20 protein-coding genes are annotated in these 26716 nt (G+C 63.0%); 8 read left to right on the forward strand and 12 right to left on the reverse strand.

The genetic code is table 11. The annotated features are described in order from the left end of the window. Positions 1-183 precede the first annotated feature (183 nt). From LJE93_06000 to LJE93_06030, 7 genes are all read right to left on the reverse strand, one after another. On the reverse strand, positions 184-1356 hold the full coding sequence (locus LJE93_06000; protein MCG6948451.1) for an ABC transporter permease: 1173 nt from the start codon (positions 1354-1356) through the stop codon (positions 184-186). Further along, entirely contained in the window at positions 1356-2495 is a 1140-nt protein-coding gene (locus LJE93_06005; GenBank protein MCG6948452.1) for an FtsX-like permease family protein, read from the reverse strand. Before LJE93_06005 ends, LJE93_06000 begins: the two co-directional genes overlap by 1 nt. After that, on the reverse strand, positions 2492-3214 hold the full coding sequence (locus LJE93_06010) for an ABC transporter ATP-binding protein (protein ID MCG6948453.1): 723 nt from the start codon (positions 3212-3214) through the stop codon (positions 2492-2494). Before LJE93_06010 ends, LJE93_06005 begins: the two co-directional genes overlap by 4 nt. 11 nt (positions 3215-3225) lie before the next feature. Beyond that, complete coding sequence (locus LJE93_06015) at positions 3226-4452, reverse strand: efflux RND transporter periplasmic adaptor subunit (protein ID MCG6948454.1); 1227 nt, start codon at positions 4450-4452, stop codon at positions 3226-3228. 185 nt (positions 4453-4637) lie between these two features. Beyond that, positions 4638-7916, reverse strand: a complete 3279-nt coding sequence (locus tag LJE93_06020; protein ID MCG6948455.1) for an error-prone DNA polymerase — start codon at positions 7914-7916, stop codon at positions 4638-4640. Positions 7917-8214: 298 nt separating this feature from the next. Then, entirely contained in the window at positions 8215-9849 is a 1635-nt protein-coding gene (locus LJE93_06025; GenBank protein MCG6948456.1) for a DNA polymerase Y family protein, read from the reverse strand. 536 nt (positions 9850-10385) lie between these two features. Then, positions 10386-11234: a hypothetical protein gene (locus LJE93_06030; GenBank protein ID MCG6948457.1), complete on the reverse strand. Its 849-nt coding sequence runs from the start codon at positions 11232-11234 to the stop codon at positions 10386-10388. A 193-nt stretch (positions 11235-11427) separates the two neighbouring features. Here LJE93_06030 and LJE93_06035 point away from each other — a divergent pair, with 193 nt between their 5' ends. The 5 genes from LJE93_06035 to LJE93_06055 all read left to right on the forward strand — a co-directional run bounded on the left by LJE93_06035 (position 11428) and on the right by LJE93_06055 (position 17285). After that, entirely contained in the window at positions 11428-11802 is a 375-nt protein-coding gene (locus LJE93_06035) for a BlaI/MecI/CopY family transcriptional regulator (protein ID MCG6948458.1), read from the forward strand. Next, positions 11799-13130, forward strand: coding sequence for a M56 family metallopeptidase (locus tag LJE93_06040; protein ID MCG6948459.1), 1332 nt, complete (start codon positions 11799-11801; stop codon positions 13128-13130). The genes LJE93_06035 and LJE93_06040 overlap by 4 nt, the downstream gene beginning before the upstream one ends. A gap of 225 nt (positions 13131-13355) precedes the next feature. Next, positions 13356-14447: a DUF4388 domain-containing protein gene (locus LJE93_06045; GenBank protein ID MCG6948460.1), complete on the forward strand. Its 1092-nt coding sequence runs from the start codon at positions 13356-13358 to the stop codon at positions 14445-14447. Positions 14448-14487: 40 nt separating this feature from the next. Continuing rightward, positions 14488-15240, forward strand: coding sequence for a glycosyltransferase family 2 protein (locus LJE93_06050; GenBank protein ID MCG6948461.1), 753 nt, complete (start codon positions 14488-14490; stop codon positions 15238-15240). Next, positions 15237-17285: a hypothetical protein gene (locus LJE93_06055; protein ID MCG6948462.1), complete on the forward strand. Its 2049-nt coding sequence runs from the start codon at positions 15237-15239 to the stop codon at positions 17283-17285. The genes LJE93_06050 and LJE93_06055 overlap by 4 nt, the downstream gene beginning before the upstream one ends. A gap of 186 nt (positions 17286-17471) precedes the next feature. On the opposite strand, the gene hemL is transcribed toward LJE93_06055, so the two are convergent. Genes hemL through hemA form a run of 5 tightly spaced genes read right to left on the reverse strand, consistent with a single transcriptional unit; the run spans position 17472 to position 22708 of the window. Continuing rightward, complete coding sequence (gene hemL / locus LJE93_06060; protein MCG6948463.1) at positions 17472-18770, reverse strand: glutamate-1-semialdehyde 2,1-aminomutase; 1299 nt, start codon at positions 18768-18770, stop codon at positions 17472-17474. Then, entirely contained in the window at positions 18767-19750 is a 984-nt protein-coding gene (gene hemB / locus LJE93_06065; protein MCG6948464.1) for a porphobilinogen synthase, read from the reverse strand. The genes hemL and hemB overlap by 4 nt, the downstream gene beginning before the upstream one ends. After that, positions 19738-20463: a uroporphyrinogen-III synthase gene (locus LJE93_06070; protein ID MCG6948465.1), complete on the reverse strand. Its 726-nt coding sequence runs from the start codon at positions 20461-20463 to the stop codon at positions 19738-19740. Before LJE93_06070 ends, hemB begins: the two co-directional genes overlap by 13 nt. Beyond that, on the reverse strand, positions 20460-21401 hold the full coding sequence (gene hemC / locus LJE93_06075) for a hydroxymethylbilane synthase (GenBank protein MCG6948466.1): 942 nt from the start codon (positions 21399-21401) through the stop codon (positions 20460-20462). Before hemC ends, LJE93_06070 begins: the two co-directional genes overlap by 4 nt. Next, on the reverse strand, positions 21398-22708 hold the full coding sequence (gene hemA / locus LJE93_06080) for a glutamyl-tRNA reductase (GenBank protein ID MCG6948467.1): 1311 nt from the start codon (positions 22706-22708) through the stop codon (positions 21398-21400). The genes hemC and hemA overlap by 4 nt, the downstream gene beginning before the upstream one ends. A gap of 291 nt (positions 22709-22999) precedes the next feature. On the opposite strand from hemA, the gene LJE93_06085 reads away from it, so the two are divergent. From LJE93_06085 to LJE93_06095, 3 genes are read left to right on the forward strand one after another with little or no spacing between them, the layout of a single operon-like run. Beyond that, complete coding sequence (locus LJE93_06085; protein MCG6948468.1) at positions 23000-23656, forward strand: succinate dehydrogenase cytochrome b subunit; 657 nt, start codon at positions 23000-23002, stop codon at positions 23654-23656. A gap of 12 nt (positions 23657-23668) precedes the next feature. Further along, positions 23669-25582, forward strand: coding sequence for a fumarate reductase/succinate dehydrogenase flavoprotein subunit (locus LJE93_06090; GenBank protein MCG6948469.1), 1914 nt, complete (start codon positions 23669-23671; stop codon positions 25580-25582). After that, positions 25579-26349 carry a succinate dehydrogenase/fumarate reductase iron-sulfur subunit gene (locus LJE93_06095; GenBank protein MCG6948470.1) on the forward strand — a complete coding sequence of 257 codons (771 nt, stop codon included), beginning with the start codon at positions 25579-25581 and terminating at the stop codon, positions 26347-26349. The genes LJE93_06090 and LJE93_06095 overlap by 4 nt, the downstream gene beginning before the upstream one ends. The last annotated feature ends 367 nt before the right edge of the window (positions 26350-26716 follow it).

The raw sequence follows: 26716 nt of genomic DNA on the forward strand, positions 1-26716 counted from the left end.
TGTTCCCAACCCGCATTATTCATGAGGGTGCGTAGCGAAAGGTGTGTGGTGCCAGTGTGGTGGTGATCTCGAAAGATGAGCGAGCGAAGGCGCACTTGCGGTACGTCGGGCGAGCGAATCGAGACAGCGCCTCGGCGCGAAGCGCGTCACGCCTTGCAGCAGGAGAGTCATGAATAATGCGGGCTAAAGCTCTCGCAAGGCCTGGGCCACCGGCAGTCGAGCCGCCCTGATCGCAGGGAAAACTCCGCCGACAAAACCCATTATCAACGCGAAGATGATGCCGGCAACCAGCAGATCGGGTGTCACGCGAAAGGCAAACGCGAGATGGGAAAATGTCTGCCAGTTCATGGTGCCGGCGGTGAAGCCGTTGAGCGGCAGCACCGCGATGCATCCGAGTATTCCTCCGACGAACGAAATGAAGAGTGATTCGAACATGAATGACAGGATCACCGAACCACCCCCGAAGCCGAGGGCGCGCATGGTTGCGATCTCTCGCGCCCGGGCGGCGACCGCCGAGTACATGGTGTTGAGGGCGCCGAAAATGGCACCGATGGCCATCACGAAGGCAACCAGGAAGCCGAGCACCCGGATCAGGTTGCTGACCATTTGCGACTGGCGCTCGTAGTACTCGACCTCCCGATCGACCTGGACGGTCAGTCGGGGATCACTGGTCAACGCGTCCTTGAAGGAATCAAAATCGGTCGGCGAGTTGAGCCGTACCGTGATCGAGCTAAAAACATTGGTGGCGCGGTCGAACGTCTGTGCGAGAATCGTGTGGTCGCACCAGATTTCGGAATCGAAGGCGGAACCGCCGGCGTCGAAGATGCCGACGACCTTCCAGTCCTGGCCGCCGAAGCTCACTGTCGACCCGAGCTCCAACCCGCGGTAAGTCTGTACGGCATTGGAACCGACGACCAGCTCGGCGAGACCGGGGGTGAAGAACCGCCCTTCGGCAATCTTTACGGTGGGCCGCACGTCGAGCACGAGCGGAGTCATACCCCTGATCTGGGTGTTGGCGTCGGTTCCGCTCGTGATCAACTGAAATGCTCCAATCACAACCACCTCCGGGCTCGACAGAGGGATCCCGTCTGCGGTTCGAGCCACCTGCGGTGAGTCGGCGATCACGCGAGCCTGATCGAGACCGATGCCGCTGTCCATTTCTGAGGTCGCTCCGGCCCGACGAACGATCGAGTTGGAGGCTGATCCTGACGCGATCAGGGTGGCCTGGAAGCCGCGAGCCATGGCGAGCATGGCGACAAACACACCGACGGTTCCGGCGATGCCGAGAATCGAGACGATCGCGGTCTTCCAACGGGCTGCCACCGAACGAACGTTGTAGGAGATTGGAATCGCCATCACACCCTCCGCAACGCATCGACAATGCGGAGATTCATCGCCGTCAGAGCGGGGATAGAGCCCGCTGCGAGTCCGACCAAGAGCGCGATGCCGATGCCGAAGAGCATCTCGCCTGTGGAGAGGTAGAAGACCGGCAGCATGCCGCCGGTCGGGTCGCCGCCCATCGTGAAGAGCTTTGCCATACCGATGCCGAGGAGACCACCAACTGCGGCGATCAGCAACGACTCGGCGAGTACCAGGAACAGGACGGTCTTGTCACCGAAACCGAGGGTCTTGAGCACCCCGATTTCCGGCACCCGCTCTCGGACAGCCATCGCCATGGTGTTGCCCGTGACGAGCAGCAAAGTGAACAATACAACTGCGCCGATCGACATGATGAGCATTCTGATGTTGCCGATCTGTTTTGCGAAGCCGGCCGCAAATGCCTGTTCCGTCTCGGTCGAGGTCTCGTAGGCGGAATTCGAAAATTCCCGATCGATCGCCTGGCTCACAGCCACCGAATTGTCCGGGTCGCTGACCTTGACGGTGTACCAGCCGACGGTCCCTTTGCCCCAGGGTCGGCTTTCCTCGAGGAATTTCCAGTGAAACCAGAACTGCGACTCGTCGTCGCCAGCGCGGGAACCTTCATAGATCGCTCGGATGTTGAACTCCCAGTTTCCGGTCCAAATCGTACCCTGAAGCGGGATTCGATCTCCGACCTTCCAACCAAAACGCTCGGCGGTGACCTTTCCGACGACCGCCCCCTCGCGGTCGGCCAGGAATGCCTGCCACTGATCATCCGAAATCTGGAATTCAGGGAACAACGTACGGTAGGTTCCGGTGTCGATCGCGAACTGTGGAAAGAAGTTTTTTGGATCCTGGTAGATGGCGCCGAACCAGGTGGCGAACGTCGCCTCGGTTACGTTGTCAATCTGCCGCAGGCGCTCCTGGTAGGAAAGCGGAAGCGGCATGATGAGCGAGGTCTTGTTGCGGACGATGAGCCGATCGACCCCCGCAACGTCGACGCCCGCATTCAGGGCGGTTTCAATGGTCACCAGCAACCCGAAGAGAAAGAGAGCGACTGCAATCGATCCGATCGTCAGGATGGTCCTCGTCTTTCTCCGGAAGAGGTTTCGAAAGATGAAGGGGAGATACTTCATGACGCTGCCAGTTCGACGGCTTCGACCAATGCCCCCTTCTCGAGGTGAAGGGTGACGTCGGCTCGCTCGGCCGCCAGCGGATCGTGAGTCACCATGAGGATCGTCTTCCCGTGCTCCGATCGGAGCTCGGTCAGTAGATCGAGGATTTCTTCGGCGGATTTGCGGTCGAGGTCCCCGGTCGGCTCGTCGCAAAGGAGGAAGCTCGGGTCGGTGACAATCGCGCGGGCGATCGCGACCCGTTGCTCCTGGCCGCCCGAGAGCTGTCGGGGGTAGTGTTTCATGCGATCCGAGAGACCGACCAGGCCGAGGGCGATCTCGACGTGCTGCCCCCTTTTTGCCTTGGAGAGCTTGGTCAGCAAGAGTGGCAGCTCGACGTTTTGAAAGGCTGTGAGAACAGGGATCAGGTTGTACATCTGGAAGATGAAGCCAACGTGCCGCGCGCGCCACGACGCCAGGTGACGGCCGGACATGTTGGTGATCTCGTCACCATCGACGGTCACCGTGCCCGAGGTCGGAGTGTCAAGACCGCCCAGCAGATTCAGGAGTGTGGTCTTGCCGGAGCCCGAAGGCCCCATAAAGGCAACGAACTCGCCCTTTTCAACATCGAGATTCAGGCCCTGCAGGACCTCTATCGTCTCTCCGCCCCGTTCGTAGATCTTGTTGAGGTTGCGCACCCGAATCAGGCTGTCGCTGTGCTCTCGGCCGTCAATGCTGACCATTCAATCTACCCTCAATTCTCGACTTTGACTTTCTGTCCGTCGCGGAGACTTTCAGCCGCGCTGACCACAACCCGGTCACCCGGCATGACTCCTGCCGTGATCTCGACGTCGCCGCCGACATCGCGGCCAACGCTGACCGCTCGCCGATCGAGGTTTTCGTCTTCGACGACGAAAACGACCTTTTGACCGCCGTCTTCGACAATCGCTGGTCGCGGAATCAAGGACTGGGCAGCCGGCCCAGCATTGTCGATCGCATCTGCGTCCTCTCGGAACGCCACCTTGACGCCCATGTCGGGCAGGATCCTCGGATCGAGCTCATCGAAAGTGAGCCGCACCTTGACCGTCGCCTTCTGGCGATCCGCGGTCGGGATGACGGTGCGTACCGTGGCCGGGATGTGCCAGTCCGGGTAAGCGTCGAGGACGGCATCGGCGGGCTGGCCCGGCCGCACCTTGGCGATGTGGCTCTCGTTGACGTCGACCTCGATCTCGAGCGACGTCATGTCGACAATGGTCGAAATGCCGGTGCGGGTGAATCCGCCGCCGGCTGACACCGGCGACACCATTTCGCCGGGCTGTGCGTCCTTCGACACCGCGATTCCGGCGAACGGCGCACGGACCGTGTAGTTCTCGAGGTCCTGGGCGGAAACCGCAAGCTGTGCCTCGGCAGCCCCGAGAGACGTGCGGGCGACCGTGAGCTTGGCGCGCAGGGCATCGACCGCAGCGGTGGCGGAGTCGACGTCCTGAATGCTGGCGATGCCGTCGTCCCGCAGCTCGGACGTCCGGCGCAGGGTGCGTTCGGCGTCGGCAAGATTGACCTCGAGCTCCTCGATGGCCGCCTGCGAAACATCTCGCTCCGCGCGAATCGCATCGTAGCGGCGACGGGCGTCGGAGTCGTCGAGCCGTGCCAAGACCTGTCCCTCCTCAACCGCCATGCCCTCGTCGACGAGCACCTCGGCGACCTTGCCGGTGATCTTGGCCGACACCGTTGCTTTCCGCCGTGGTTCGACGTAGCCGGAAGCGTTGAGCACGGTGGATTCCCCAGCGGTTGGTGCGGGGCGGGCGGTCGCGACCTCAACGGTTGTGTTCGACGTGGCTCCGAAGATGAGGATGACGACGACGGCGATGGTCACCAGGATGGCGGCGGCCACCAACAGCAGGCGACGCCCACCATTGTCGGTCGATCGAGCCTCGTGATCGATCTTCAAGTCCGAGAGATTGGGTTTGGCGTTGTCGTTCATCGTGTTTCCCAGGTGTGGAACACCGCGCAACGAGCGGATCTTCCATGAGATGTGTTGGTCGGTGGTGAAGGATACCACCCTCGATCCGAGATTCTCGATACTGGATACTCGATACTCGTCTTCTGATCCCACGGGTAGGTGAACGGATCGAGCGTCGAGCATCCAGCATCGGGTGGGTGGAGGGATCAGTGGAAGTCATGACTCGTCACCGCCACATCCGCGTGGACTGCTTCAAAACGCCGTGCGCGCACCGAAATCGTTCCGTCCTGCTTCTGCAGGGTCCCCTCGACCAGTAACACCGGGGTCGAGACGATGAAGGCGCGCTGTTCCCGAAAAAGATCCGGACGGATGATGGTCTGCATCATGCCGGTCTCGTCCTCCATGGTCAGGAAGACGAAGCCCTTGGCGGTGCCCGGCCGCTGGCGCACGATCACCGCACCTGCCACCCGCACCGATTCGCCGTCCCCGTGTTTTTCGAGCTCCGCGACCGGCACCACCCCGCGGCGGTCGAGCTCTTGCCGTACGTAGGCCATCAGATGCGGACCGGTGGTGAGGTGGAGCCCGGCGTAGTCGGCAACGGTCTCGTCGAGCGGCATCATCTCTTCGAGGGGTGAGGTGGGCTCGGGCGGTAGATCGGCAAAGAGCGGGCCGCGGCGTCCTGCCACCTCGGAGACCTGCCACAGGGCCACCCTCCGGCTCAGCCCGAGCGAGGCGAGGGCGCCGACGTGGGCCAGACGCTCGAGCTGCTCGGACGACAGGTCGCAGCGCTGGGCGAGGTCGGCCGTGTCGGCGAACGGCGCCCGGTCCCTCTCCTGCTCGATGGTGTCGGCGGCGGCCCGCTTCAGACCGTGCACGTAGCGCAGGCCGATGCGCACCGCCTCGTCCTCCCAACGGCAGCGCCAGCCGGAACGGTTGACGTCGACCGAGAGGAAGCGTACCCCGCGGCGCTGGCCGTCCTTGACCAGGGTGGCGGGGTGATAGAAGCCCATCGGCCAGGCGTTGAGGAGGCAGGCGTAGAAGGCGGTCGGATGGTGGGTCTTGAGATAGGCGGAGGCGTAGACCAGGAGGGCGAAGCTGGCGGAGTGGGACTCGGGGAAGCCGTAGAGCGCGAAGGAGGTGATCGAGCGCACGATCTGCTCCTGGACATCGCCGGTGATGCCGCGCTCGGTCATGCCGCTGCGCAGCCTTTTCTCGATGATTGCCATCCGCTCCTGCGAGCGCTTGAAGCCCATCGCCCGTCGCAGCTCCTCGGCCTCGCCGCCGGAGAAGCCGGCCGCCTCCATCGCCATGCGCAGGAGCTGCTCCTGGAAGAGCGGCACGCCGAGGGTGCGCTCGAGGATCGGCTCCAGGCACGGGTGGGCGTAGGTCACCGCCTCGCGGCCCTGGCGGCGCTCGAGGTAGGGATTGGTCATGTTGCCGGTGATCGGTCCGGGACGGATGATCGCGACCTGCACCACCAGGTCGTAGAAGTTTTCGGGGTTGTTGCGTGGCAGCGACGCCATCTGCGCCCGGCTCTCGATCTGGAAGACGCCGGCGGTATCGGCGCGGCGGATGAGGTCGTAGGTCTTCGGGTCGCCCGGCGGGAGGTGGGCGAGGTCGATCTCGACCCTCTCGTGGGTTCGGATCATGGGGATCGCCTCCTCGAGGGCGGCCATCATGCCGAGGCCGAGGAGGTCGACCTTGATCAGGCCGAGGTCGGCGCAATCGTCCTTGTCCCACTGGATCACCGTCCGCTTCTCCATCGCCGCCGGTTCCATCGGAACCACCTCGTCGAGCCGGCCCTGGGCGATGACCATGCCGCCGGAGTGCTGGCCGAGGTGGCGGGGGAGGTGGTGGATCTCCCACCACAGGCGCTTGAAGTGTTCGACCCGGTGCGAGGAAGGGTCGAGACCGACTGCGGCCAGCTCGCGGTCAAGGTCGCGCGCCCCCTCCTTGACCTCCATCGACATGTGGCGGCCGAAGCGCTTGGAGATGCGATCCACCTGCTCGAGCGAGAAACCGAGAGCCTTGCCGACCTCGCGTGCCGCCGAGCGGGCCCGGTAGGTAATTACGTTGGCGGTCATCGCGGCGCCGTGTGGGCCGTAGCGCTGGTAGACGTACTGGATGACCTTCTCACGCTGGTCGCCGGAGGGCAGATCGAGGTCGATGTCCGGCCACTCGCCGCGCTCCTCGGAGAGGAAGCGCTCGAAGAGGAGCTCCATCTTGACCGGATCGACGGCGGTGATCGAGAGCGCGTAACAGACCGCCGAATTGGCGGCCGAGCCGCGCCCCTGAGCCATGATGCCTTCACGTTGACAGAAGCGGACGATGTCCCAGACGATGAGAAAGTAGCCCGCCAGTTCGAGTTTTTCGATCAGGTCGAGCTCCTTTTCGAGCTGCGCCTGAGCACGTGCGGTCAGCGGGCGGAACCGGGTGCGGGCGCCGTCCCAGGTTACCCGCCGAAGGTGGGCGATGGGGCTTTCGCCGACCGGCAGGGGGTAGTCGGGGAAGCGGTAGCCGAGGTGGTCGAGGGTGAACTCGAGCTCGTCGGCCAGCGCCGTGGTCGCGGCCACCGCCCGCCGCTGATCGGCGAAGAGCATCTCCATTTCGCGTGGCGAGCGAAGGTGGTGTTCGCGACCGCCCTCGAGCAGGCGGCCTGCGGTGTCGAGCGTGAGGCCCTCGCGGATGCAGCCGAGCACATCGGCGAGGTCTCGGTTTTCAGGCCGCGCGTAGCGCACCCCTCCGGTCGCCACCAGCGGCAGCCGCAGGCTCTGCGCGAGACCGACGAGGGCCTGGTTGCGGTGCTCCTCGGAGCGCAGCCGGTGTCGCTGCAGTTCGACATGCAGTCGGTTGGGGAAAATATGGTGGAGGTGCTGAAGCTCGCGTTTGGTGGCGTCGAGACCCCGGTGGACGAGGCGCTGCACGATGACTCCTTCGGCGCCGCCGGTGAGGCAGAGAAGACCGTCGGCGTGAGCCTCTATCTGTCGCCAGCCGGCACGCGCCTTGCCCTTGGGACGACCACGTGCCGCTTCGGTCAGCAGCCGGCAGAGGTTGCGATAGCCGCGCTGGTCGCATGCGAGCAGGGTCAGCCGGGGCAGCGGCGTTCCTGGAGGGGGAGGGTCGGGGACGAGGCCCAAAGGACCACTCAATTTTGAGTTTTGAATTTTGAATTTTGAATTTTGAATTTCCGCCCCACCACCTCTATCACCGGGGGAATGGGTGGGAATTCCTAATTCCTCATTCCTCATTCCTAATTCCCCAAATTCCGAATTCTCGTCGAGGACGACCTCCGCGCCAACCAGCGGTTTGATGCCTGCTTCCTTTGCCGCCTTCCAGAAACGCGGCGCGCCGGAGACCGTGTTGCGGTCGACCAGCGCCACTGCGGGCAGCCCGAGCTCGGCCGCACGTTCGACGAGGTCCTCGGGCTGTGATGCTCCCTCCAGGAACGAGAACGCCGAAGCGCAGCGCAGCTCCACATAGCTCATTCGACGGTCTCCGAATTTCGACGAATGAGCGACCACAGAGACACAGAGACACAGAGGGGAACACAGAGAAGAAAACGCAGAGGCGCGGAGGCGCAGAGGTGCAGAGCCGCCGACCCACCCGAGAACCGCAAAAAACGCAAAGAGATCGATGCTGAGCTTGATGCGTGGATCCGCCTCTCTTCTCTTTCGTTGCGGGTGGGTGGGCTTTTTGATTTCTTGGTGTCTTGGTGCCTCTGTGGTTTGTCCCCGGGTGGGTGAGGAGCAAATCCGAAATCCGAAATCTGAAATCCGAAATTCATCAGTCGTACATGCCGTCGGCGAACCACTCGCCGCTCGTGCGATCCAGATAGATGCGATACAACCCACCGCCGGAGAGCTCTACATCCCAGTAGTCACGCTCGACGGGCTGATCGCTCCACCACCCATCCTCGAGGGTCCACGGACCCGCCGCCACGCGCACCAGGCCCTGAATCCTTGGCGTCGCTCCCGGCTCCGAGGCGAGCGAAACGAGCCGCAAAGCGGAATTTTGAATTTTGAATTTTGAATTTTGAATTCCCACCCGCTCCCCCTCCTCTGCAACGTGAGAGTTCCTGGGGTGGGGTGGGGGGTATCGAGCATCCAGCATCGAGCATCCAGCATCTGAAGCGTTCTCGCTTATCACTTCAAGAGGCACTGGTGGCCGCAAGACCCTGACAACCAAAAGCCCCCTTCCTCGCCGTGGTGGCTGCCGCAGCTTCGGTGCCGGGGGCGGGTCGAAGGGCGCGGTCCGGTAACGTTCGGGCAGGTGGCCGTCGAGGGAGCGCGGCGAGCCAACGTGCTCGGGGCCGATGCGGGCGGCGAGATGGGCGAGAGTTCCGGCGAGCTTGTCGGGGTGGATCTCCGGTCCGCCGAAGAGCGTGAGCTGGCCGCGTCGCGGGCGGTCCGGGTGGGTGATCGAAGTGAAGGAAATCACCGGCGCCCGTGGTGGTTTCGACTCGAGCTCGAGGCGGGTCAGGGCCAGCAGCGCATCGACGTCCCGGGTCGGAGCGGGAAGGCGAATGCGGCGATGCTCGGCGCCCTCCGGCTCGAGGCCGAGCTCGAGCTCGAACAGGGCACAGGCTAGATCCTCGCGCTCGAGGCGCTTGCGGGTTCGCTCGAGGGACTGGCGGAGGGCGTAGAGCAGGGGATCGACGGTGACTACCGGCCACTCCAGCTCCATACCCTCGCGGAAGGTCGGCGGCGGGTGGTGGGGTGCCAATGGGCTCGCATCGATACCGCGCGCTGCCCGGTGGGCGTTGGCGCCAGCCGGGCCGAGCCGGCTCGCCGTGCGGTCCGCCGGCAGGCGGGCGAAGTCGCCGAGGGTGCGCACGCCCCAGCGACGCAGCGTATCCATGAGGCGCCGGTCGAGGTTCAGATGGTTCAGTGGCAGGGGAGCGAGGAAGCGTGTTTCCTCACCGGTGGCAACGACCTTGGGCGAATCGGGCATGCGGGCGGCAATGCGGGCGGCGAGCTTGTTGCCGGCAATACCGACCCGTACCGGCAGGTCGAGGGCTTCGGCGGCGACGATCGTGGCCTGCCCCATGTCGCGTTCACCGGACTCCCCTTCGAAGAGACGTTCCATGCCACTGACATCGGCATAGACGATGTCCGGAGCGGCGTCCTCGACCCGGGGCGAGAGGCCGGTCGCGGTCTCGACCATGGCCTCGTGAGCCGAGGCCTCGCACGACACGTCGCGTCCGCGGGCGATCAGCGACGGCAGGATGCCACGTGCCTGGGCGAGGCTCATGCCGAAACGCACGCCGGACTTGCGGGCGGGCCGCGACGCGCCGATGACGCGCGCCGCCGATCCGTTGCCCTCGCACACCGCCACCGCCTCCCCGGCCAGCTCCGGCTCGGCCCGGAGTCTCGCTGCCAGCGGGAAGAGCGGGATGAAGAGGCAGGCGATTCGGGTCATGAGAGATTCGAATTTTGAGTTTTGAGTTTTGAGTTTTGAGTTTTTCCCCACCTGTCCGAGAACCACAGATGCACAGAGAACACAGAGTTCGCCTGCCGAAAACGAAACCGTAGATCAACGCAGATCCCCCTGCCCGTCCGGATCTCCAAGAGCCCCCTGGAGGCGGGTCCTTTAGGGCCCGCACGGCGGTCTTTGAACCGCGAAGAACGCAAAGCCCATCCGGCCACCCACCCCGCAAAGGCGCAAAGACGCAAAGGGGCAATCGTTGAGCCTGAGTGGCGGTTCCGCTCATTCAAGGCAGAACGACAGGCGATCGGATCGCCTGTCACCGGCAAGAATCCTGCTCGTTCCGAATGCGAGCATTCGTTACTCGCAGTCTTCTCACCGGCCGACGTGCCCAGGGCACGTCGGTTCTGCCTCTGTGGTTCTACGAACATCGAAATCACACGCAGAAGGCAAGCACCAGGAAGCAGAACCCGAAGAGCAACCACCCGCATGCTTCACCGGCGAGTTCGAAAACACTGCGAACGCTCATCTCAAACGGTTGCGACATTTTTCCTCCCTTCGGTCGGAATTTCGGATTTCGGATTTCGGATTTCGGATTTTTGTTCAGCACTCAAGTTGTTCAGTACTATTGGCCCGAAGCTTGCTTCGGGAAGCGTGAGGAAGTTGGCGGCCTCGCCGAGGTCCGTGTGGCCGATCCGCTTGCTGAGGTGCAGTCGCGCGCGAAGTCCGGAGAGGAGGCGGGAAGCGCCGCCACGACGCCAGTCGCCACGTCCGCGGCAGGCCGTCACCACCACACCGGCGGCGCAGCCGCTCAGCCGGTAGGGCGAGCCCACCAGCACCACCGCCTGGTGGTTGGCGGCGTTGCGCGCGAGCCGCAGCCAGGCGGCCAAAGGCGCGCGGCCTCTAACTGGAGGCAAACCGAGATCGAGAGCCACCAGCGGGAAGCCCGTATGGACCAGCAGTTCGGCGGCGGCCACGGAGTCGCCGAGATTCCGCGGCCGCAACCACAGCAGGTGTTCGAGGTCGACTCCGATCTCTGCCGCTGCCTGCGGATCGAGCTGTGCACCCTGATCGACGAGGGCGGCCACTTCGCCGGCACCGGTCACTGCCCGCAGGGTCGCCAGGAGAGCGGCGAAGCGACCGCAGGAGCCCCTGCCCACGAGTTCCACCATCTCGCCCCGAGGCAGACCGCCGTCGAGCAGGTGATCGAGACCGGCCAGCGAGGTGGGGAGGGGCTCTTCACGAAGGGTCGCGCGCCGCTCGCGGATGAGGTCGGAGGCTCGATGGAGGGTATGGCGGAGCTCGTCTGGAAGCTCGAAGCTCTTGGTCTGCAAGGCTTTGCGTGGTGCCAGTTCAGGTTTTTGCCGGGCCACCGCCATCTTTCCCTCCTGGGCTTTTGAGTATAGGTATAAATAAAGCATAAATCAAGTCCATCCGCCCATCCGTTTCGGATTTCGGATTTTCCACCCACACCTCCCGCAGAACCGGGGGGGGTGGTGGGAATTCAAAATTGAGAATTCAAAATTCTGCGTTGACCTTGACAGACGAAATTCTTAGTACTATGTTTTTAGTATGAAAAGCGACAAACCAAAGCTCACCGACGCCGAACTCGAAATCATGCACGTGGTGTGGGAGCTCGACGGCGGCACCGTCCGCCAAGTCCACGAGCGCCTCAACCAGCAGCGTCAGCTCGCGTACACCACAGTAATGACCATGATGAATATCCTCGAGGAGAAGGGACACCTGAGACGCCACAAGGAGGGCAGGGCCTACCGTTACCAGCCCGTGCGACCCAAGAGCCAGGTGATCTCCGGGATGGTCGATGATTTCGTGGGCCGGGTCTTCGAGGGATCCGCGAGGCCGCTCATTCTCAGCCTCGTGAAGGACAAGAAGATTTCACAGAAGGACCTCGAAGACATCGCACGGATGATCCGGGAGACCGAATGAACTTCCACGATGCCGTGCCCGCAGCTCTCTCCTACGCCTTTCAAAGTGGACTCCTGCTCGTCGCTGGCCTGATCCTGCCGCGATTGGTCCGGCTCCGCCACCCCAGGGCTCTGCTCGTCTACTGGCGGGTGTTGCTGGTCGTCGTCCTGCTCTTGCCGCTGGCGCCACTCGATCACATCGGCGAAGCCTCTCTTCCGTACATGACGATCAAAGGATTGGAAGTCGAAGCAGCCCTCAACACCGCGCTCCCGGCGACCCTGCCCGGTCTCAACTTGAACGTGATTTTCCTCATCATCGCAGGCATCGCGATGCTTGGGCTCGCACGTCTCGGTCTCGGTATCGGGTATCTCAACCGGTGCCGGCACGCCGCACTGCCCCTGTCTCCGACACCGGTGCAGGTTTCGAAACTCCGGGACCGCCTCGGGCTCGAGGTGCCGTTCCTGGTGAGCGAACGCCTCTCCGCACCGCTGACATATGGCTGGCTTCGTCCAGCAGTGATCCTGCCGGAGTCATTTCGAAGCCTGTCGGCCGACCAGCAGGAGGGGGTGGCCGGCCATGAGCTCTTGCACGTGCAGCGGAGAGATTGGCCGAAAACGTTGCTCGAAGAGCTGTTGCGCGCCATTCTGTGGTTCCACCCGGGTGTGTGGTTGATCCTCCCTCGAATCTCACTGAGCCGTGAACAGGTGGTGGACGCGGACACGGTGCGATTGACCGGAAAGCGCCGTCAGTACCTGGAAGCTCTTTGGCGCGTGATCTGTACGAGCCGCCAATCGATTACTGCGGTTGCGGTGCCGTTTCTCGGCAGGCGCGACCTGGTCGACAGAGTGGTGTGGTTGCAAAAGGAGATATCCATGTCGAAAACCAGGATCGCCCTGACAGTCATTGCATTCGCCCTCGTCGTTCCCGCCGTCGCGGTCTTCGGCGCGAGCGTCGTCAACACAGACACGCGGTCCGACCCCGCGTTGTCCGGTCCGTCTTCACACGCGGAACGCGAAAACCAGAAACCGGAGAAATCTGAGGACAAGCTGCGGACGACATCGGCGGATTCCATTTGTCGAGAGATCACCCGTCCGGTGGTCACCGAGAAGATCAATCCGAAATATCCCGAGTCGGCACGCAAGGAAAAGGTGATGGGCGTCGTGGTGGTCGAAACGGTCATCACCGAAGAGGGAATCGTCGACGACATCAGGGTCCTCGAATCATCTGATGAACGGCTGTCCTCTGCGGCGGTGGAAGCCATCGATCAGTGGCGATTCGAGCCGGCTCTGTGCGATGGCGCCCCGGTCGGTGTCTACTACAATCTCACCGTCAAATTCCACCTCGAATAGTCACTGCAGACGTTGCCAAACATCTCGTTCGGGAGACGGTTGTGCCTCGTGTACGTGAAGATCGTCCGTTCACCGGCGTGATATAATTTCTAATGGGCCGTAAGTTACAGACCCGAAACATTTTGGGAGAATTCTCCAGGACCCTCCGGCACCATGCGGAGGGCGTTTGTCTAAGTTATTGACTCCGGGGTGCCTCAGTTGTCGATCAGTGGCAATCTTCGTACGATGCCGTTCGCAGATCTCCTGCAATGGGTGTCTCAAAGCCGCAAAACCGGAACCCTGTCGGTCGAAGGCGATCCGCACAACAAGAAGATCTACTTCCGTGACGGTCTGATAGCGGCGGCGTCGTCTGAAAACCCGAAAGAGTTCCTCGGTTACTACCTCGTAGGCTGGGGTCTGCTGGGCGAGGAGGAGCTCCAGGAACTCCTCGACATGCAGGAGCATCACGGGACTCTCCTCGGTGAGCTGCTGGTGATCATTGGCCGGTTGACCAGGGAAGAGCTGCAGCACATTCTACAGGTGAAAACCGAGGAGACGATTTACGAGCTCTTCCTGTGGCAGGAGGGAGACTTTCGCTTCCTCGAAAACATCCTTCCGGCGAAGAAGTTTCAACCGCTCAATCTTCCGGTCGAGATGATCGTGCTGGAGGGTGTTCGTCGCAAGGATGAATGGGCGCGCTGCGTGGATGCGATCCCGGACGAGACCTGGATTCCAAAGGTGGTTCGTGCGGTCGATGTCGAGCAGCTCGGCGAGATCGAGCTCAATATTTTGCGTGAGATAAACGACGAGAACAGCATCGAGAAAATCGCCCTCTCGGCCCGCCTCGCGTTCTTTCACGTGCTGATGTTCATCTTCCAGGGAATGACCCACGGACTGTTCGAAGTTCGTGCTCCCGGCGACGAGATCACCGCGATTCCAGGCTTCTCGAAGGGTTCGTGGTTGACGCTCATCCGGCAGGTCGAGGAACTGATGCATGAGGGTGACCTCTTGGGTGCCTATCAGCGACTCGACGAGATTCGGGGGAAGTACCCGACGGATCCGGAAGTGACCGAACTGACGGGCAAGGTGCAGGGGAAAATCGAGGGTGCGGCTCAGGAACTCGATCTGAACAACTCGACGGTTCTCGAATTGGCGATACCCGCTTCGGAGCTCACGTCGCTCAGCTGCAGCCCGCAGGAGGGATTCCTGTTGTCGCGAATCAACGGGATGTACGCGCTGGGCGAGATCCTAAAGATGATCCCGGGCTCGGAAGTCGAAAACAAGTTGCTGGTGAACAATCTTTTGGCTCGCGGCGTCGTCCGACACCGAGAATCGTGAACAGGGAGATCGCTGGCAGGGAAGGCCGATTGGGATCCCGATGGAATCCGAAACGCTGAGATCGGTCGCGACCGTGATTTTGGCGAAGAACGAAGAGCGCACGATCGCCGGGGCAGTTCGCGAGGCGAAGCGTTTCTGTGATCATGTGGTCGTCATGGACGGCCATTCGACCGATCGCACATTCGAGCGGGCGCGCGAAGCAGGTGCCGACGTATACCTCGATCCGGGCAGGGGAAAGGGCGCCGCGATCCGGGCCAGCTTTTCACTGGTCGACGATCCGGTCATTGTGTTCATGGACGCGGACGGCTCCCACGAACCTGCGGACATCCCCCGGCTAGCGGGTCCTGTGGTTACAGGCGAGACAGATCTCTGTGTCGGCTCTCGATTCACCGGTGGTTCGGAGGAGCTTTCGATCACTATCGGCCAGCTGGTGCGCACGATCGGCAACATCTCGATGAACATCGCCATCAACCGTCGCTGGGACGTCGAACTCACGGACACCCTCAACGGATTTCGCGCGGTGCTGAGATCGGCGGTGATGGATGTCGGTTTGAGGGAGGATATCCACACCATCGAACAGGAAATGGTGATGAAAATGCTGCTCGCCGGCCATCGGGTGATGAATGTGCCGACCCACGAGTCTCGCCGCCAGTACGGTGAGAGCCACATCAAAATCTGGCGCCAGTGGCCGAAGTTCGTTTTCTGCGTCCTCAGTCATGTCGTGCGCCGGTCCAAGCCGTCGATCGAGACTGAGAGCGCGCGACACGATCCATCGGACGGAGAGTCGCGTTGAGCCCGGCGGAGGGCACCGGGAACACCGATCGGCGGACGCCGCTGGACCTCCGAACCGGACTCGCGTTGACAGCACTCGTCATCGGCGCGGCCTACGTGCTCGTGCGCGCGGATGCGACGCGAGGTTACGGAGCCTTCGCGCCGGCGATTGCCGCCGCAGTCTGGCTGCTCGTGTGGACCCTCGCCACGCTCGGCTCGGGGCGTCCGATCGTCAGGTATCTGGTGGGAGGCGATCACGGCAGCTGGGAGGACGAGGTGGTCGCTGCGATCGCCGGAACCGGGGTGTTGGTGGTGTGCGCGGCCGGATTGGCGGTTCTCGAGTTGTTTCGACCCTGGCCTCTCCTCGGAATTCTCCTGCTGTGGGCGGTCGTCGGCTGCGTCCAAGTGTTTCGGCGGCCGATCGGAGGTCCGCAGATCGACGTGAGAATCGGGCCATTGATCGGTTTGGCCGCCGTGACGGCCCTCATGGCAACCGTCGTCTCCCCGTTCTATGACCAGTGGCACCAACACCTGGGATTCCCGTGGGTGTGGTTGGGAAGCGGCAGCATTCACCCCCTGCCGAACGACTGGTACTCGTTCATGCCGGTCAACTCGAGCCTGCTCTATGCCTATGGGTTGGCGACCCTAGGGTCGTGGTCGGCGCAGATGATCCACTGGTGGAGCGGGGTGGTGACGGTGATCGCCATCGGCACTCTGGCTGCTCGTTCCGGTAACGCATCGGCTCGGATCTGGGCGCTCTGGATATTCGCGACAACGCCGGTCGTATTGCATCTCGCGACGACGGCGGGGTCGGATCTCGTGGTGGGGCTGTTTGCGGCCGGTGCGTGGATCTCTCTGCTTCGGACCGCTGAGGATTCGGGACATCCCGTGCGATGGTGGACCGCCACCGGTGTCTGCGTCGGCCTCGCCGCCGGCACCAAGTACATCGCGCTCGGAACGGTGGCGATACCGGTCGGAATCGGCTCGCTGGTGCTGCACAGGCCGTGGCGTGATGAGAGGAACTGGGTGCTCTTCGTTCAACGCGCGGCGATCGGTGTGGTCGGTGCCGGGTTGGCGTTCGCGCCGTGGGCGCTTCGGAACTTCATCGTCACCGGGAATCCTCTGTTTCCGTTCGCCAACCGGGTATTCGCTTCTACACTTCGTCAGTCCTTTGAAACCGCTGTTGGTTTCTCGACCACCCTCTCGGGTTTGGACACCTCACTCGGCCACATCGCCAAGGGCCTCGATCTCGGGAGCTTCTCGGCCTCGATCGACGGTTTCCCATCAGTCGGATTCGCGTACCTCGCCTTGGTTCCGTTGGCGGTGTTCATGTGGCCTCGCCTGCGCGGGGACTCGCGGTTGAGTGCGCTTGCCGCCGGAGCGGTCGCTGGAGTTGTTTTCTGGCTCGTGACTCTTCACGTCAGTCGTTACCTGGTGCCGGTTCTGGTGCCTGCGGTGGCCGTGCTCGGTAGTGCCGTGGCTGGATTGCTGAGCGGCCTGCCAAGCAGAATTCGAGCCGCAGCCGTGATTCTGGTCGCGATCGTCGTGGCTCTGACTCTTGCCGGAACCGTGACGTCGGTAGGCGCCGAACGCCTCGGGATTGCACTGGGCGTGACGCCGGCGGAGCCACTCCTTGCCCGGTGGGTGAGCTCGACCCCGGCCTTCGATCCGGTTGCATCGCTCGACGAAGATGCCCGGATCCTGATGGTCGCCGAGGCTCGCCCCCTCGGTTTCGAGCGACCGGTGGTGTTCAATGATCCCTACCGAGATCCGCTGTTGCTCGATCTCGCCAGGAACTCATCAAACGCCAAAGATCTGGCCGCGCACCTCGAGGCGATGGGGTTGACCCATGTCCTGGCGAACCGCTGGGAGGCCGTGCGCAGCGCTCGACTCCGTGGCCATGACCGGTTCTTCGTCGTCCGCGACCCGGAGGTGCAGACCCGCCTCACCGATTTCTGCACACGGTGCCTCGAACCGATCTGGAGCGACCGTGGCCTCGAGCTCTACCTCTTGAACCCAGCCTGTACGGTTCCGCCGTCTGGTGGGGCCGACCTCGCCACCTGGTGAGGACAGCTAAATCCGAAATCCCAATTGCTGACGCCCTTCGGGCGTCGTGACTCCCCGCCAGCAGCGATTGGTCGAAAAGCCTCCCACCAATCCTCTCCGGCCCAGCTTTCGCTCTGCCTGCGATCCCCACGGCTACGGTCACAAATCGCTGCTGTCGGTGAGTTCCGAAATTCGAAAATATGACTTCTAGGTGATCGTCTTCACCGCTTCCTCGAACGCCTGAATCGTCTGATCGATGACCCCTCGATCGTGGGCGAGAGAGACGAAGATCACCTCGTAGGCGGACGGCGCGAGCGAGACGCCCCGCTCAAGCAGGGCGCGGTGGAGCGCGGCATAGGTCTCGGCAGATTCTGGTCGAATGTCTTCGTAACGGGTGGGAGCATCACCGGGCTGGAGCGCGAGCCAGAGGATCGATCCGATCCGAACCACCGACCACTCGACGCCAAGCCGCGCCAGCACGTCGTGCAGGCCCTCTTCCAGCAGGGACGCGATTCCGTCGAGTTGGCCGTAGGCCGCACAGTTGTCCGCCAACAGCGCGCGGAGAGTTGCTGCTCCGGCGGCCATCGCCACCGGATTACCCGAGAGGGTGCCAGCCTGATACACCGGGCCGAGGGGGGCGAGCTGCTCCATCAGAGTCCGCCGACCGCCGTACGCGCCCACCGGCATGCCACCGCCGATGATCTTGCCGTAAGTCGCGAGATCGGGCTCGATGCCGTAAAGCCTGGCGGCGCCGCCTACTCCGAGGCGGAAGCCGGTGATGACCTCGTCGATGATCAAAAACGAGCCATGCCGCGTGCACTGGTCTCTCAGGAGCTGCATGAACTCGGGTGGCTGGATGAGAAGGCCGGCGTTCGCCGGCACGCCCTCGATGATCACCGCGGCAATTTCCGATCCCCGTTTCTCCATCAGGTTGGTGAACGCTTCGCCATCGCCGAGCGGCAGGACCGCGGTGTGGCGGGCGAACGCCTCGGGCACTCCGGCCGAAGAAGGCGTGCCGAAGGTGGCGAGGCCGGATCCGGCAGAGACCAGCAGATGATCGGCGTGGCCGTGATAACAGCCGGAGAATTTCACCACCGTGTCGCGACCGGTCACCCCTCTGGCGAGGCGAATCGCGGACATCACCGCTTCGGTGCCGGAGGAAACGAAGCGAATCATTTCCAGGTGGGGGACGGATGACACCACCAGGTCTGCGAGTTCCACCTCCTGCCGACAGGGCGCGCCGAAGCTGAGACCGGCAGCCGCGGTCGATGCCACGGCCTCGACCACGTCCGGGTAGGCGTGTCCGAGAATCAGTGGTCCCCAAGAACAAACGTAGTCGATGTACCGATTGCCGTCGACATCGACGATGTGGCAGCCGGTACCGCGTTGGTAGAAAAACGGATCGCCGCCGACCGAGCGGAAGGCCCGCACCGGCGAGTTGACGCCGGCCGGCATTAGATCGAGCGCTCGGGCGAACAGCTCCTGGCTGCGCCTGGTGTCGCTCACAGCCAGCCCTCGGAGAGCGCCTGGCGACCGTGGTAGGTGATCAGGATGTCGGCTCCGGCGCGCCGGAACGCGTGCCAGTTCTCGAGCACCACCAACCGCTCGTCTACCCAGCCTTTCGCCGCCGCCGCCTTGACCATCGAATACTCGCCGGAGACGTTGTAGACCGCGAGTGGGTTCGCGAAGGCTTCACGAAGGTCGGCGACGATGTCGAGGAACGCCAGCGCCGGCTTTACCATCAGGATGTCGGCGCCCTCCTCGATATCGAGCTCCGCCTCGATCATCGCTTCGCGTCGGTTGCGGGTGTCCATCTGGTGGGACTTGCGATCACCCTGTGCCGGTGCCGAATGGGCTGCCTCGCGGAATGGTCCGTAATATGCGGAGGCATATTTGACCGAATACGACATGATCGCGACGTCAACCAGGCCGTCGTCGTCCAGTGCCTCGCGGATCGCCGCGATCCGTCCGTCCATCATGTCGGAGGGCGCGACCACATCGGCGCCGGCGCGTGCGTGGGCCAGTGCCATCGCTGCCAGGTGGGGGAGGGTCGCGTCGTTGTCGATCTTGCCGTCGATCACGAGCCCGCAGTGGCCGTGATCGGTGTATGCACAGAGGCAGACATCGGTCATCACCAGGAGCTGATCTCCAAAAGCGTCCTTCAGGGCCGACACGGCCTGCGAAACCAGATTGTCCTTGCGTGCCGCCCCCGATCCGTCGGGCGCCTTGACGTCCTCGTCGGGAACGCCGAAGAGCAGACAGGCGCGGATGCCGAGGTCGAGGTCGCGTCCGACGGTCTCCAACAGTTGATCGACCGACTGGTGGTCGATGCCGGGCATCGCACCGATCGGCTCGGAAACGCCGGCGCCCGGCACGACGAAGTGCGGTTGGACGAGCATTCGCGCGTCGAGACGGGCTTCGGCAACCAGATCGCGCATCGCAGCCGATGCGCGCAGTCTTCTGGGTCGGATGATCAGATCTTGCATAGTTCCTCCGCGAGGGATTCGATACTGGGTTTCTGTGGAATCGAGCAGCGCATCCCGAGTGCAGCAGCGGCGTCGCGCGTCGTCGGTCCGAGCGCCCAGTGCGGACACGGGAGCGGCAATCCGCCGACCCCGGCCAGGTAGAGCTCTGCAGCCCGAGGCGACGTCAGCACGACCGCTTCGAGGCTCGGTCCGAGTGGCGGCAGCTCCCGTGGCGGGGTCGGGTCCATGCGATACACGACCACCGGCAAGACCTCGTGCCCCGCCGCCGCAAGCGTGTTCTGAAGTTCGAGACGCCGTTCGCGGCCACACGCGAGAATGACCGTCGCTGGAGCATCGATGATCTGGTTGAGGTGGTGAGCGAGGCCAATACCGGTGCCGGGCCCCACCGTGTCGACGTGGAGACCGGCTTCACGGGCCGCGATTTCGGTGCTCGAACCGACAGCAGCGGCCGGAAGTTCGAGAAGGTGCTCCGCGCCGATTCGACGGCAAGCTTCGACGAACGGCTTCGGGGCCCGCGGCGATGCGACCACGATCCTGCCGATGGTTGACGAGGTCGGGAATCGCTCCGTAACCGCCTTCCAGCCACCCTCGTCCCAATCCTCGACGAGCCGAAGCACGGGGTAGGGTCGGAGCGTCAGACCGCAAGGGTCAAGAAGTTTCTGGAGCTCCGTGCAGTCCGCAGGGTGGCGAGTTATCAGAACGAATCGCCTCATTTCGGCACCGCCCCGGGCATCGCGAGGCGCAGAGCTTCGAAGCAGACGCGGGCCGCGGTCTCGGGATTCGGGGCAAGTCCTCCGACTCGCGATACCGTTGCTCTCGTCACGCTGTCGTCGACCTCACCGAGCACGGCCTGCAATCTGATTCCCGACTCGTCCTCGGTCCCGAGGCAACCAAGGGGGAGCTGGCAACCGCCGCCAAGGGCCTTCAGCAAGCTTCGTTCTGCCGCGACACAGCGCGCCACCGCAGGGTCATTCAAGTCCTTCAACGGTTGGGTGAGCGGGTCGTCGACGCGGGTTTCGATGGCGAGTGCACCCTGACCTGGAGCCGGAAGCATCACCTCGGGCGCGAGCTCGACGTTATCCAGGTCGTCGAGGCTCAGCCCGAGCCGGCGGACGCCGGCGGTGGCGAGCAGGATCGCATCATATCCACCGTCGCGCAGCTTGCGGATGCGCGTGGGCACGTTTCCGCGCAGGGCGCGAATTTCGACCCCGGGGTAGGCTGCCAGAGCCTGGGCCGCTCGACGAAGGGACGAGGTGCCGAGGACGGTGTTTTCGGGCAGCCCGAAAGGACTCGCGTGGTCCGGCCGGATCAGGCCCTTCCTGGCTATCAGGAGATCTGACGTTTCGCTTCTCTCCGGAATTGCAATCAGATCGAGGCCGTCGGGTTCTTCCACCGGGAGGTCCTTGAGTGAATGTACGACGAGGTCGATCCTGTTCTCCATCAGGGCGTCCTGCAGTTCCTTGGTGAAGAAACCCTTGCCCTCCATCTTGCGAAACGCCACATCCTGGATGCGATCACCCTTTGTCTGGATGATCTCGATCGTGCAATCGATGTCGAGGGATTCCGCGATCCGATCCGAGACGCGGCGGGCCTGCCAGAGGGCGAGTTCCGACCCCCGTGTGCCAAGGCGTAGGACCGCCTTCGAATTCAACGATCTTCGTCCTTTCGCGATCTGTCACTACTTCGGAGGCCTATGAGGAAGCCGTCGATCACGGCGCTCGAATGGTGAGCCGCGGCAACCTTCAGGCCTTTCAACGGGACCTGCACGAGTCGCTTGGCCAAACCCTTGGCCATTTTTTCGACCGCACGGCGCTCCTCTTCGCCGAGATGGGCGAGCTCCTTGCTGAAGCTGTGCTGCACCGCCCGGTCCGCCATCTCAGTGAACGATTTCTGGATGCTGCGTGCGGCTGGGGAAAGGGCGCGATCGAGAAGGTGGCGGCGGAGGATGGTGAGCTGATGCTCGACGAGTTTTTCGCATCGGTCCAACTCCTCGAGGCGGCGCTTGCGGTTGGTCTCGGCCTCCTCGCGCATCTCCTCGATTCCGTGCAGCACGACGCGTCCGAGGCTGCCGGCTTCGCGCGAGACGTTCTGGGGCATGGCCAGATCGACGATCAGCAACTCCTCACCGTCCGGAAGTCTGTCCCGGACGGACGCCACCGCGTTGCGGTCGAGCAGCGCCTCGTGCGACGAGGTGACCGCGAGGACGGTCCCGACCTGGGGGAGCTTCGCGGCTGCCTCCTCCAGAGGCATGGTCGAAATATTGGGGTCGTCGCCGGCCATCTCGCGTGCTCGTTCGGGCGTGCGGTTGGCGACGATCACAGGTCGGGTCGAATCATTACCGCGCACCAGCTTCAGGGTTTGCCGCGCCATCTCCCCGGCGCCGAGAATCAGGACCGGGGTCGAGGAGGTGTCGAGGTGCTCGTTGAGCTTGCGCTCCACCAGGGTCACCAGCGATACCGGACGACGGGCGAGCTCGGTCTCGGTGCGGATCCGTTTGGCGAGGTGAAAGGCCTCGTGAAAGGTCTGATCGAGAATGCCGCCGAGGAGACCCGAGTTGTGGGCGATCTCGTGCGCCTCCTTCGCCTGTCCCATGATCTGTGCTTCTCCGACCATCATCGAGTCGAGAGCCGAGGTGACGCGAAACAGGTGGCGCACGGCGGTTCGTCCGAAATAGACGTACAGGGAGTCCTCCTCCGGCAGCTGGCACTGGCCGTCGGTGAGGTCGGCCAGGCTTCGCCGCAGATGGAAGAGCAGGGGATTGGTATGAATCCGGCTTTCCCCTCGAAAGTAGAACTCGACGCGGTTGCACGTACCGAGGTACACCAGTTCGGAAAAGCCCGCGAGACGGGCCAGCTCGACCAGGTTTTCCCTCGGGAAATCTGGCGGCAAGGCGGCCGCGGAGAGCTTGTCGATGTGAGCCGTGCGGAATGAGGCGCCAACGACGCCGATACGATCCAAACTCAGAGCCTCCCGGCAGGATTCTACGACACGACGCGGCGTAATTCAGTCATTCGGCGAGAAAATCGGTCTCGCGGGCAAAATATCGCGCGAGACTCGCGGCCCCGCGGCCAGCCGGTGGATCTCCTGAGGCAGAGAAATGGCTCTTTGCGTGACGATTCAGGTTCGATCGGAAAAATTCTCGAAAGCGTTGAAAACTTGCCTCAGCGTCAGTAGGCTCTGGCTAGAACATAACGCGGGCCCGTGCCGCGTGTCCGGATAGATTCAATCAGAGGGGGTAGGACCGGGCCTATGAGTCAAACCATAGGGTTCATCAGCTCGACGCTGGGCAAGAAGGTATTGATGGCCGCTACGGGCATCATCCTGTTCGGTTTCGTAGTCGGCCACATGCTTGGCAATCTCCAGATCTACCTGGGAGCGGAACGGCTCAACCACTACGCACATCTGCTGCAAACCAACAAACCGTTTCTGTGGACTGTTCGTTCGGTCTTGCTCTTCTGCGTTGCCGTCCACATCATTGCGGCGGTTCAGGTGTGGCTGCGAAACCGGGCTGCGCGTCCCGTCAAGTACCGGGTCTTCAACCCTCCGGCGGTCGACTACGCGGCACGCACCATGATGTGGAGCGGGCCGATCCTCGCCCTCTTCATCATCTACCATCTGCTGGATTTCACGGTTGGCACGGCGAATCCGGATTTCGTGCGCGGAGAGGTGTATCACAACGTTGTCGCCAGCTTCAGCAACCCGGTGATCGCCTTTTTCTACATCGCCGCGAACGTCTTGCTTGCGTTCCACCTCTACCATGGGCTCTGGAGCCTCTTCCAGACCTTCGGCTGGGACCACCCGCGATTCGGCTGGCTGCGGCGGGTTCCGGCAGTCTTCTTCTCGGTGCTGATCGGTGCCGCAAATGTTTCCATCCCGTTGGCCGTGCTGACGGGCGTGATCAGGTAGGGAGGTGACGGAATGAAACTCGACCCACGCATTCCGTCGGGCCCTCTGGCCGAAAAATGGCAGCGGTTGAGGGACGAACTCAAGCTTGTGAGCCCGGCGAACAAACGCAAGCACTCGATCATCGTTGTCGGTACCGGCCTCGCCGGTGGCGCGGCGGCGGCGAGCCTTGGTGAGCTCGGGTACAAGGTCAAGGCGTTCTGTTATCAGGACAGTGCGCGTCGAGCGCACTCGATCGCGGCACAGGGTGGCATCAACGCCGCCAAGGACTACCAGAACGACGGCGATACCGTCTACCGCCTTTTCTACGACACGATCAAGGGCGGCGACTACCGCGCGCGAGAAGCCAATGTTTACCGACTGGCCGAGGTTTCGAACAACATCATCGACCAGTGCGTGGCGCAAGGAATACCCTTCGCACGTGAATACGGCGGCTACCTGGCCAACCGTTCCTTCGGAGGGGCACAGGTTTCCCGGACCTTTTACGCGCGCGGTCAGACCGGGCAGCAACTGCTTTTGGGTGCGTACTCAGCGCTCAACGCGCAGGTTGCCGCCGGCTCGGTCGAGGTTTTCCCGCGGACCGAGATGCTCGATCTGGTCCTGATCGACGGGCGGGCGCGGGGCATCGTTACCCGAAATATGGTGACCGGCGCCGTGGAGTGCCACGTGGCCGATGCGGTGCTCTTGTGCACCGGCGGGTACTCCAACGTCTATTTCCTTTCGACCAACGCAAAGGGCTGCAACGTCACCGCAGCATGGCGCGCCCACAAGCGGGGAGCCGGGTTCGCCAACCCGTGCTTCACCCAGATCCACCCGACCTGCATTCCCCAGGCGGGCGACTACCAGTCGAAGCTGACCCTGATGTCGGAGTCGCTGCGCAACGACGGGCGGGTGTGGGTGCCCAAGATGGTCGGCGAGGTACGCGAGCCGGGAGACATCCCCGAGAATGAGCGGGACTACTACCTCGAGCGGATCTATCCGGCCTTCGGTAACCTCGTGCCGCGAGACGTGGCGTCGCGGAATGCAAAGAATGTTTGTGACGAGGGGCGTGGAGTCGGACCTGGCAAACGCGGTGTCTATCTCGACTTCGAAGATGCCATCAACCGCCTCGGTGAGGACGTCATTCGCGCCCGCTACGGCAACTTGTTCGACATGTACGAGATGATCACCGGGGAGGACCCGTACAAGGTTCCGATGCGTATCTATCCGGCGCCGCACTACACGATGGGCGGCCTGTGGGTGGACTACTTCCTTCAGAGCAACGTTGCGGGGCTTTTCGTGCTCGGCGAGGCGAACTTCTCGGACCACGGGGCCAACCGCCTCGGTGCCTCGGCCCTCATGCAGGGCCTCGCCGATGGATATTTTGTCATTCCCTACACCCTGGGCGAGTACCTCGCGACCAACAAGCTCGAAGCCGTCGCCGAGGATCAGGAGGAGTGCGCGGAGGTGATGGGGGAGGTCGAAGGGCGAACCAAGAAGCTCATCGAAATCAACGGTTCACGCACGGTCGACTCCCTCCATCGCGAGCTCGGCTTGTTGATGCTCGACGAATGCGGCATGGCCAGGACCGAGAAGGGCCTGACCGAGGCGATTGACAAGATCGCTGCCCTCAGGGCCGAGTTCTGGTCGGACGTGAGGGTGACCGGCACGGGCACCGAGCTCAATCAGGAGCTCGAGAAAGCCGGCAGGGTCGCCGATTTCTTCGAGCTCGCCGAGCTCATGTGTCGCGACGCCCTGCGACGCGAGGAATCCTGCGGCGGTCACTTCCGAGAGGAATTCCAAACCGAGGAGGGAGAAGCCCTTCGCGACGACGAGAACTGGACCAACGTCACCGTGTGGGAGTACACCGGCGAGGATTCCGAGCCGGTGGCCCATACCGAGGACCTCGAGTTCGAGACCGTGCAGCCCACGCAGAGGAGTTACAAATGAAGCTGACGCTGCATGTTTGGCGGCAGAAGGACACCCAGGGCAAGGGCGGCTTCGAGACCTATGAGCTCGAGGATGTCAGCACTCACATGTCGTTCCTCGAGATGCTCGACGTGCTGAACCAGGACCTGATCACCAAAGGGGAAGAACCGATCACGTTCGAGCATGACTGCCGCGAGGGGATCTGCGGGGCGTGCGGTTTCGTAGTCAACGGCGTCGCACACGGCCACCAAAAGGGGAGTACCGTATGTCAGCTGCACATGCGGCACTTCAACGACGGTGACGAGATCACGATCGAGCCGTGGCGCGCAAAGGCATTCCCGGTCCTCAAAGACCTGGTGGTCGATCGCTCGGCCTTCGACCGGATTATGCAGGCGGGGGGCTTCATTACGGTCCGAACGGGCTCGGCGCCGGACGCCAACGCGATACCGATTCCGACTGACACGCTCGAGTATGCGATGGACTTCGCGGAGTGCATCGGTTGCGGAGCGTGCGTCGCCTCGTGCCCGAATGGCGCCGCGATGTTGTTTGTCGGGGCCAAAATCTCGCACCTCGGGCTGCTGCCGCAGGGTCAACCGGAAAGGGCGTCACGTGCGCGGAGAATGGTCGAGGCGATGGAGAAGGAAGCGTTCGGCGCCTGCACCAACTACCGTTCCTGCGAGGCGGTGTGCCCGAAGGAAATCTCCATCTCCGGCATCGCCATGATGAACAAGGACTACCGTAAGGCAGCCTTCGCCGGCGCCGACGCCCCGCGAGGCAAGAAGCGGTAGGGGAGAGGCAGCTGCGAAGACGCGAAAGGCGCGGAGACGTCGCAGAATGAGGGGCGGGAGTCATGCCGCCCCTTTTCCCTTGTTTGACGCCAGACGCCGTATTCGCCATAACTGGACGATCCGGCCGCATGGCACCACGCAAAGGCAGTTCAAGCTCCTCAATACCTTTTCGAGTCTGCTCGGCGTCGGTCGGTCTTTGGCCGTTTGCTGTATCTGGCTGCGGGACATGATGCTCGATCTTTGCGATCGCTCTCTCGGGTTGGTACATTTACCTTCGTTCTGGAACCCGTGAGAAGAGACCGTGGTGCTCTCCCCGTGCCGGTGATCAGGATCGGAATAGCCGATCTTCAGGCCTGCGCGCGCACTC

It is taken from the genome of Acidobacteriota bacterium (assembly GCA_022340665.1).
Taxonomy (GTDB): Bacteria; Acidobacteriota; Thermoanaerobaculia; order Thermoanaerobaculales; family Sulfomarinibacteraceae; genus Sulfomarinibacter.

Coding starts and splice junctions, on each gene's coding strand:
- LJE93_06025 (MCG6948456.1), bottom strand. CDS start 9,849: ATGACCCGAATCGCCTGCCTCTTCATCCCGCTCTTCCCGCTGGCAGCG.
- LJE93_06020 (MCG6948455.1), bottom strand. CDS start 7,916: ATGAGCTATGTGGAGCTGCGCTGCGCTTCGGCGTTCTCGTTCCTGGAG.
- LJE93_06010 (MCG6948453.1), bottom strand. CDS start 3,214: ATGGTCAGCATTGACGGCCGAGAGCACAGCGACAGCCTGATTCGGGTG.
- hemB (MCG6948464.1), bottom strand. CDS start 19,750: ATGCAAGATCTGATCATCCGACCCAGAAGACTGCGCGCATCGGCTGCG.
- LJE93_06040 (MCG6948459.1), top strand. CDS start 11,799: ATGAACTTCCACGATGCCGTGCCCGCAGCTCTCTCCTACGCCTTTCAA.
- LJE93_06030 (MCG6948457.1), bottom strand. CDS start 11,234: ATGGCGGTGGCCCGGCAAAAACCTGAACTGGCACCACGCAAAGCCTTG.
- LJE93_06005 (MCG6948452.1), bottom strand. CDS start 2,495: ATGAAGTATCTCCCCTTCATCTTTCGAAACCTCTTCCGGAGAAAGACG.
- LJE93_06050 (MCG6948461.1), top strand. CDS start 14,488: ATGGAATCCGAAACGCTGAGATCGGTCGCGACCGTGATTTTGGCGAAG.
- LJE93_06070 (MCG6948465.1), bottom strand. CDS start 20,463: ATGAGGCGATTCGTTCTGATAACTCGCCACCCTGCGGACTGCACGGAG.
- LJE93_06045 (MCG6948460.1), top strand. CDS start 13,356: ATGCCGTTCGCAGATCTCCTGCAATGGGTGTCTCAAAGCCGCAAAACC.
- LJE93_06085 (MCG6948468.1), top strand. CDS start 23,000: ATGAGTCAAACCATAGGGTTCATCAGCTCGACGCTGGGCAAGAAGGTA.
- LJE93_06000 (MCG6948451.1), bottom strand. CDS start 1,356: ATGGCGATTCCAATCTCCTACAACGTTCGTTCGGTGGCAGCCCGTTGG.
- LJE93_06095 (MCG6948470.1), top strand. CDS start 25,579: ATGAAGCTGACGCTGCATGTTTGGCGGCAGAAGGACACCCAGGGCAAG.
- LJE93_06015 (MCG6948454.1), bottom strand. CDS start 4,452: ATGAACGACAACGCCAAACCCAATCTCTCGGACTTGAAGATCGATCAC.
- LJE93_06090 (MCG6948469.1), top strand. CDS start 23,669: ATGAAACTCGACCCACGCATTCCGTCGGGCCCTCTGGCCGAAAAATGG.
- LJE93_06035 (MCG6948458.1), top strand. CDS start 11,428: ATGAAAAGCGACAAACCAAAGCTCACCGACGCCGAACTCGAAATCATG.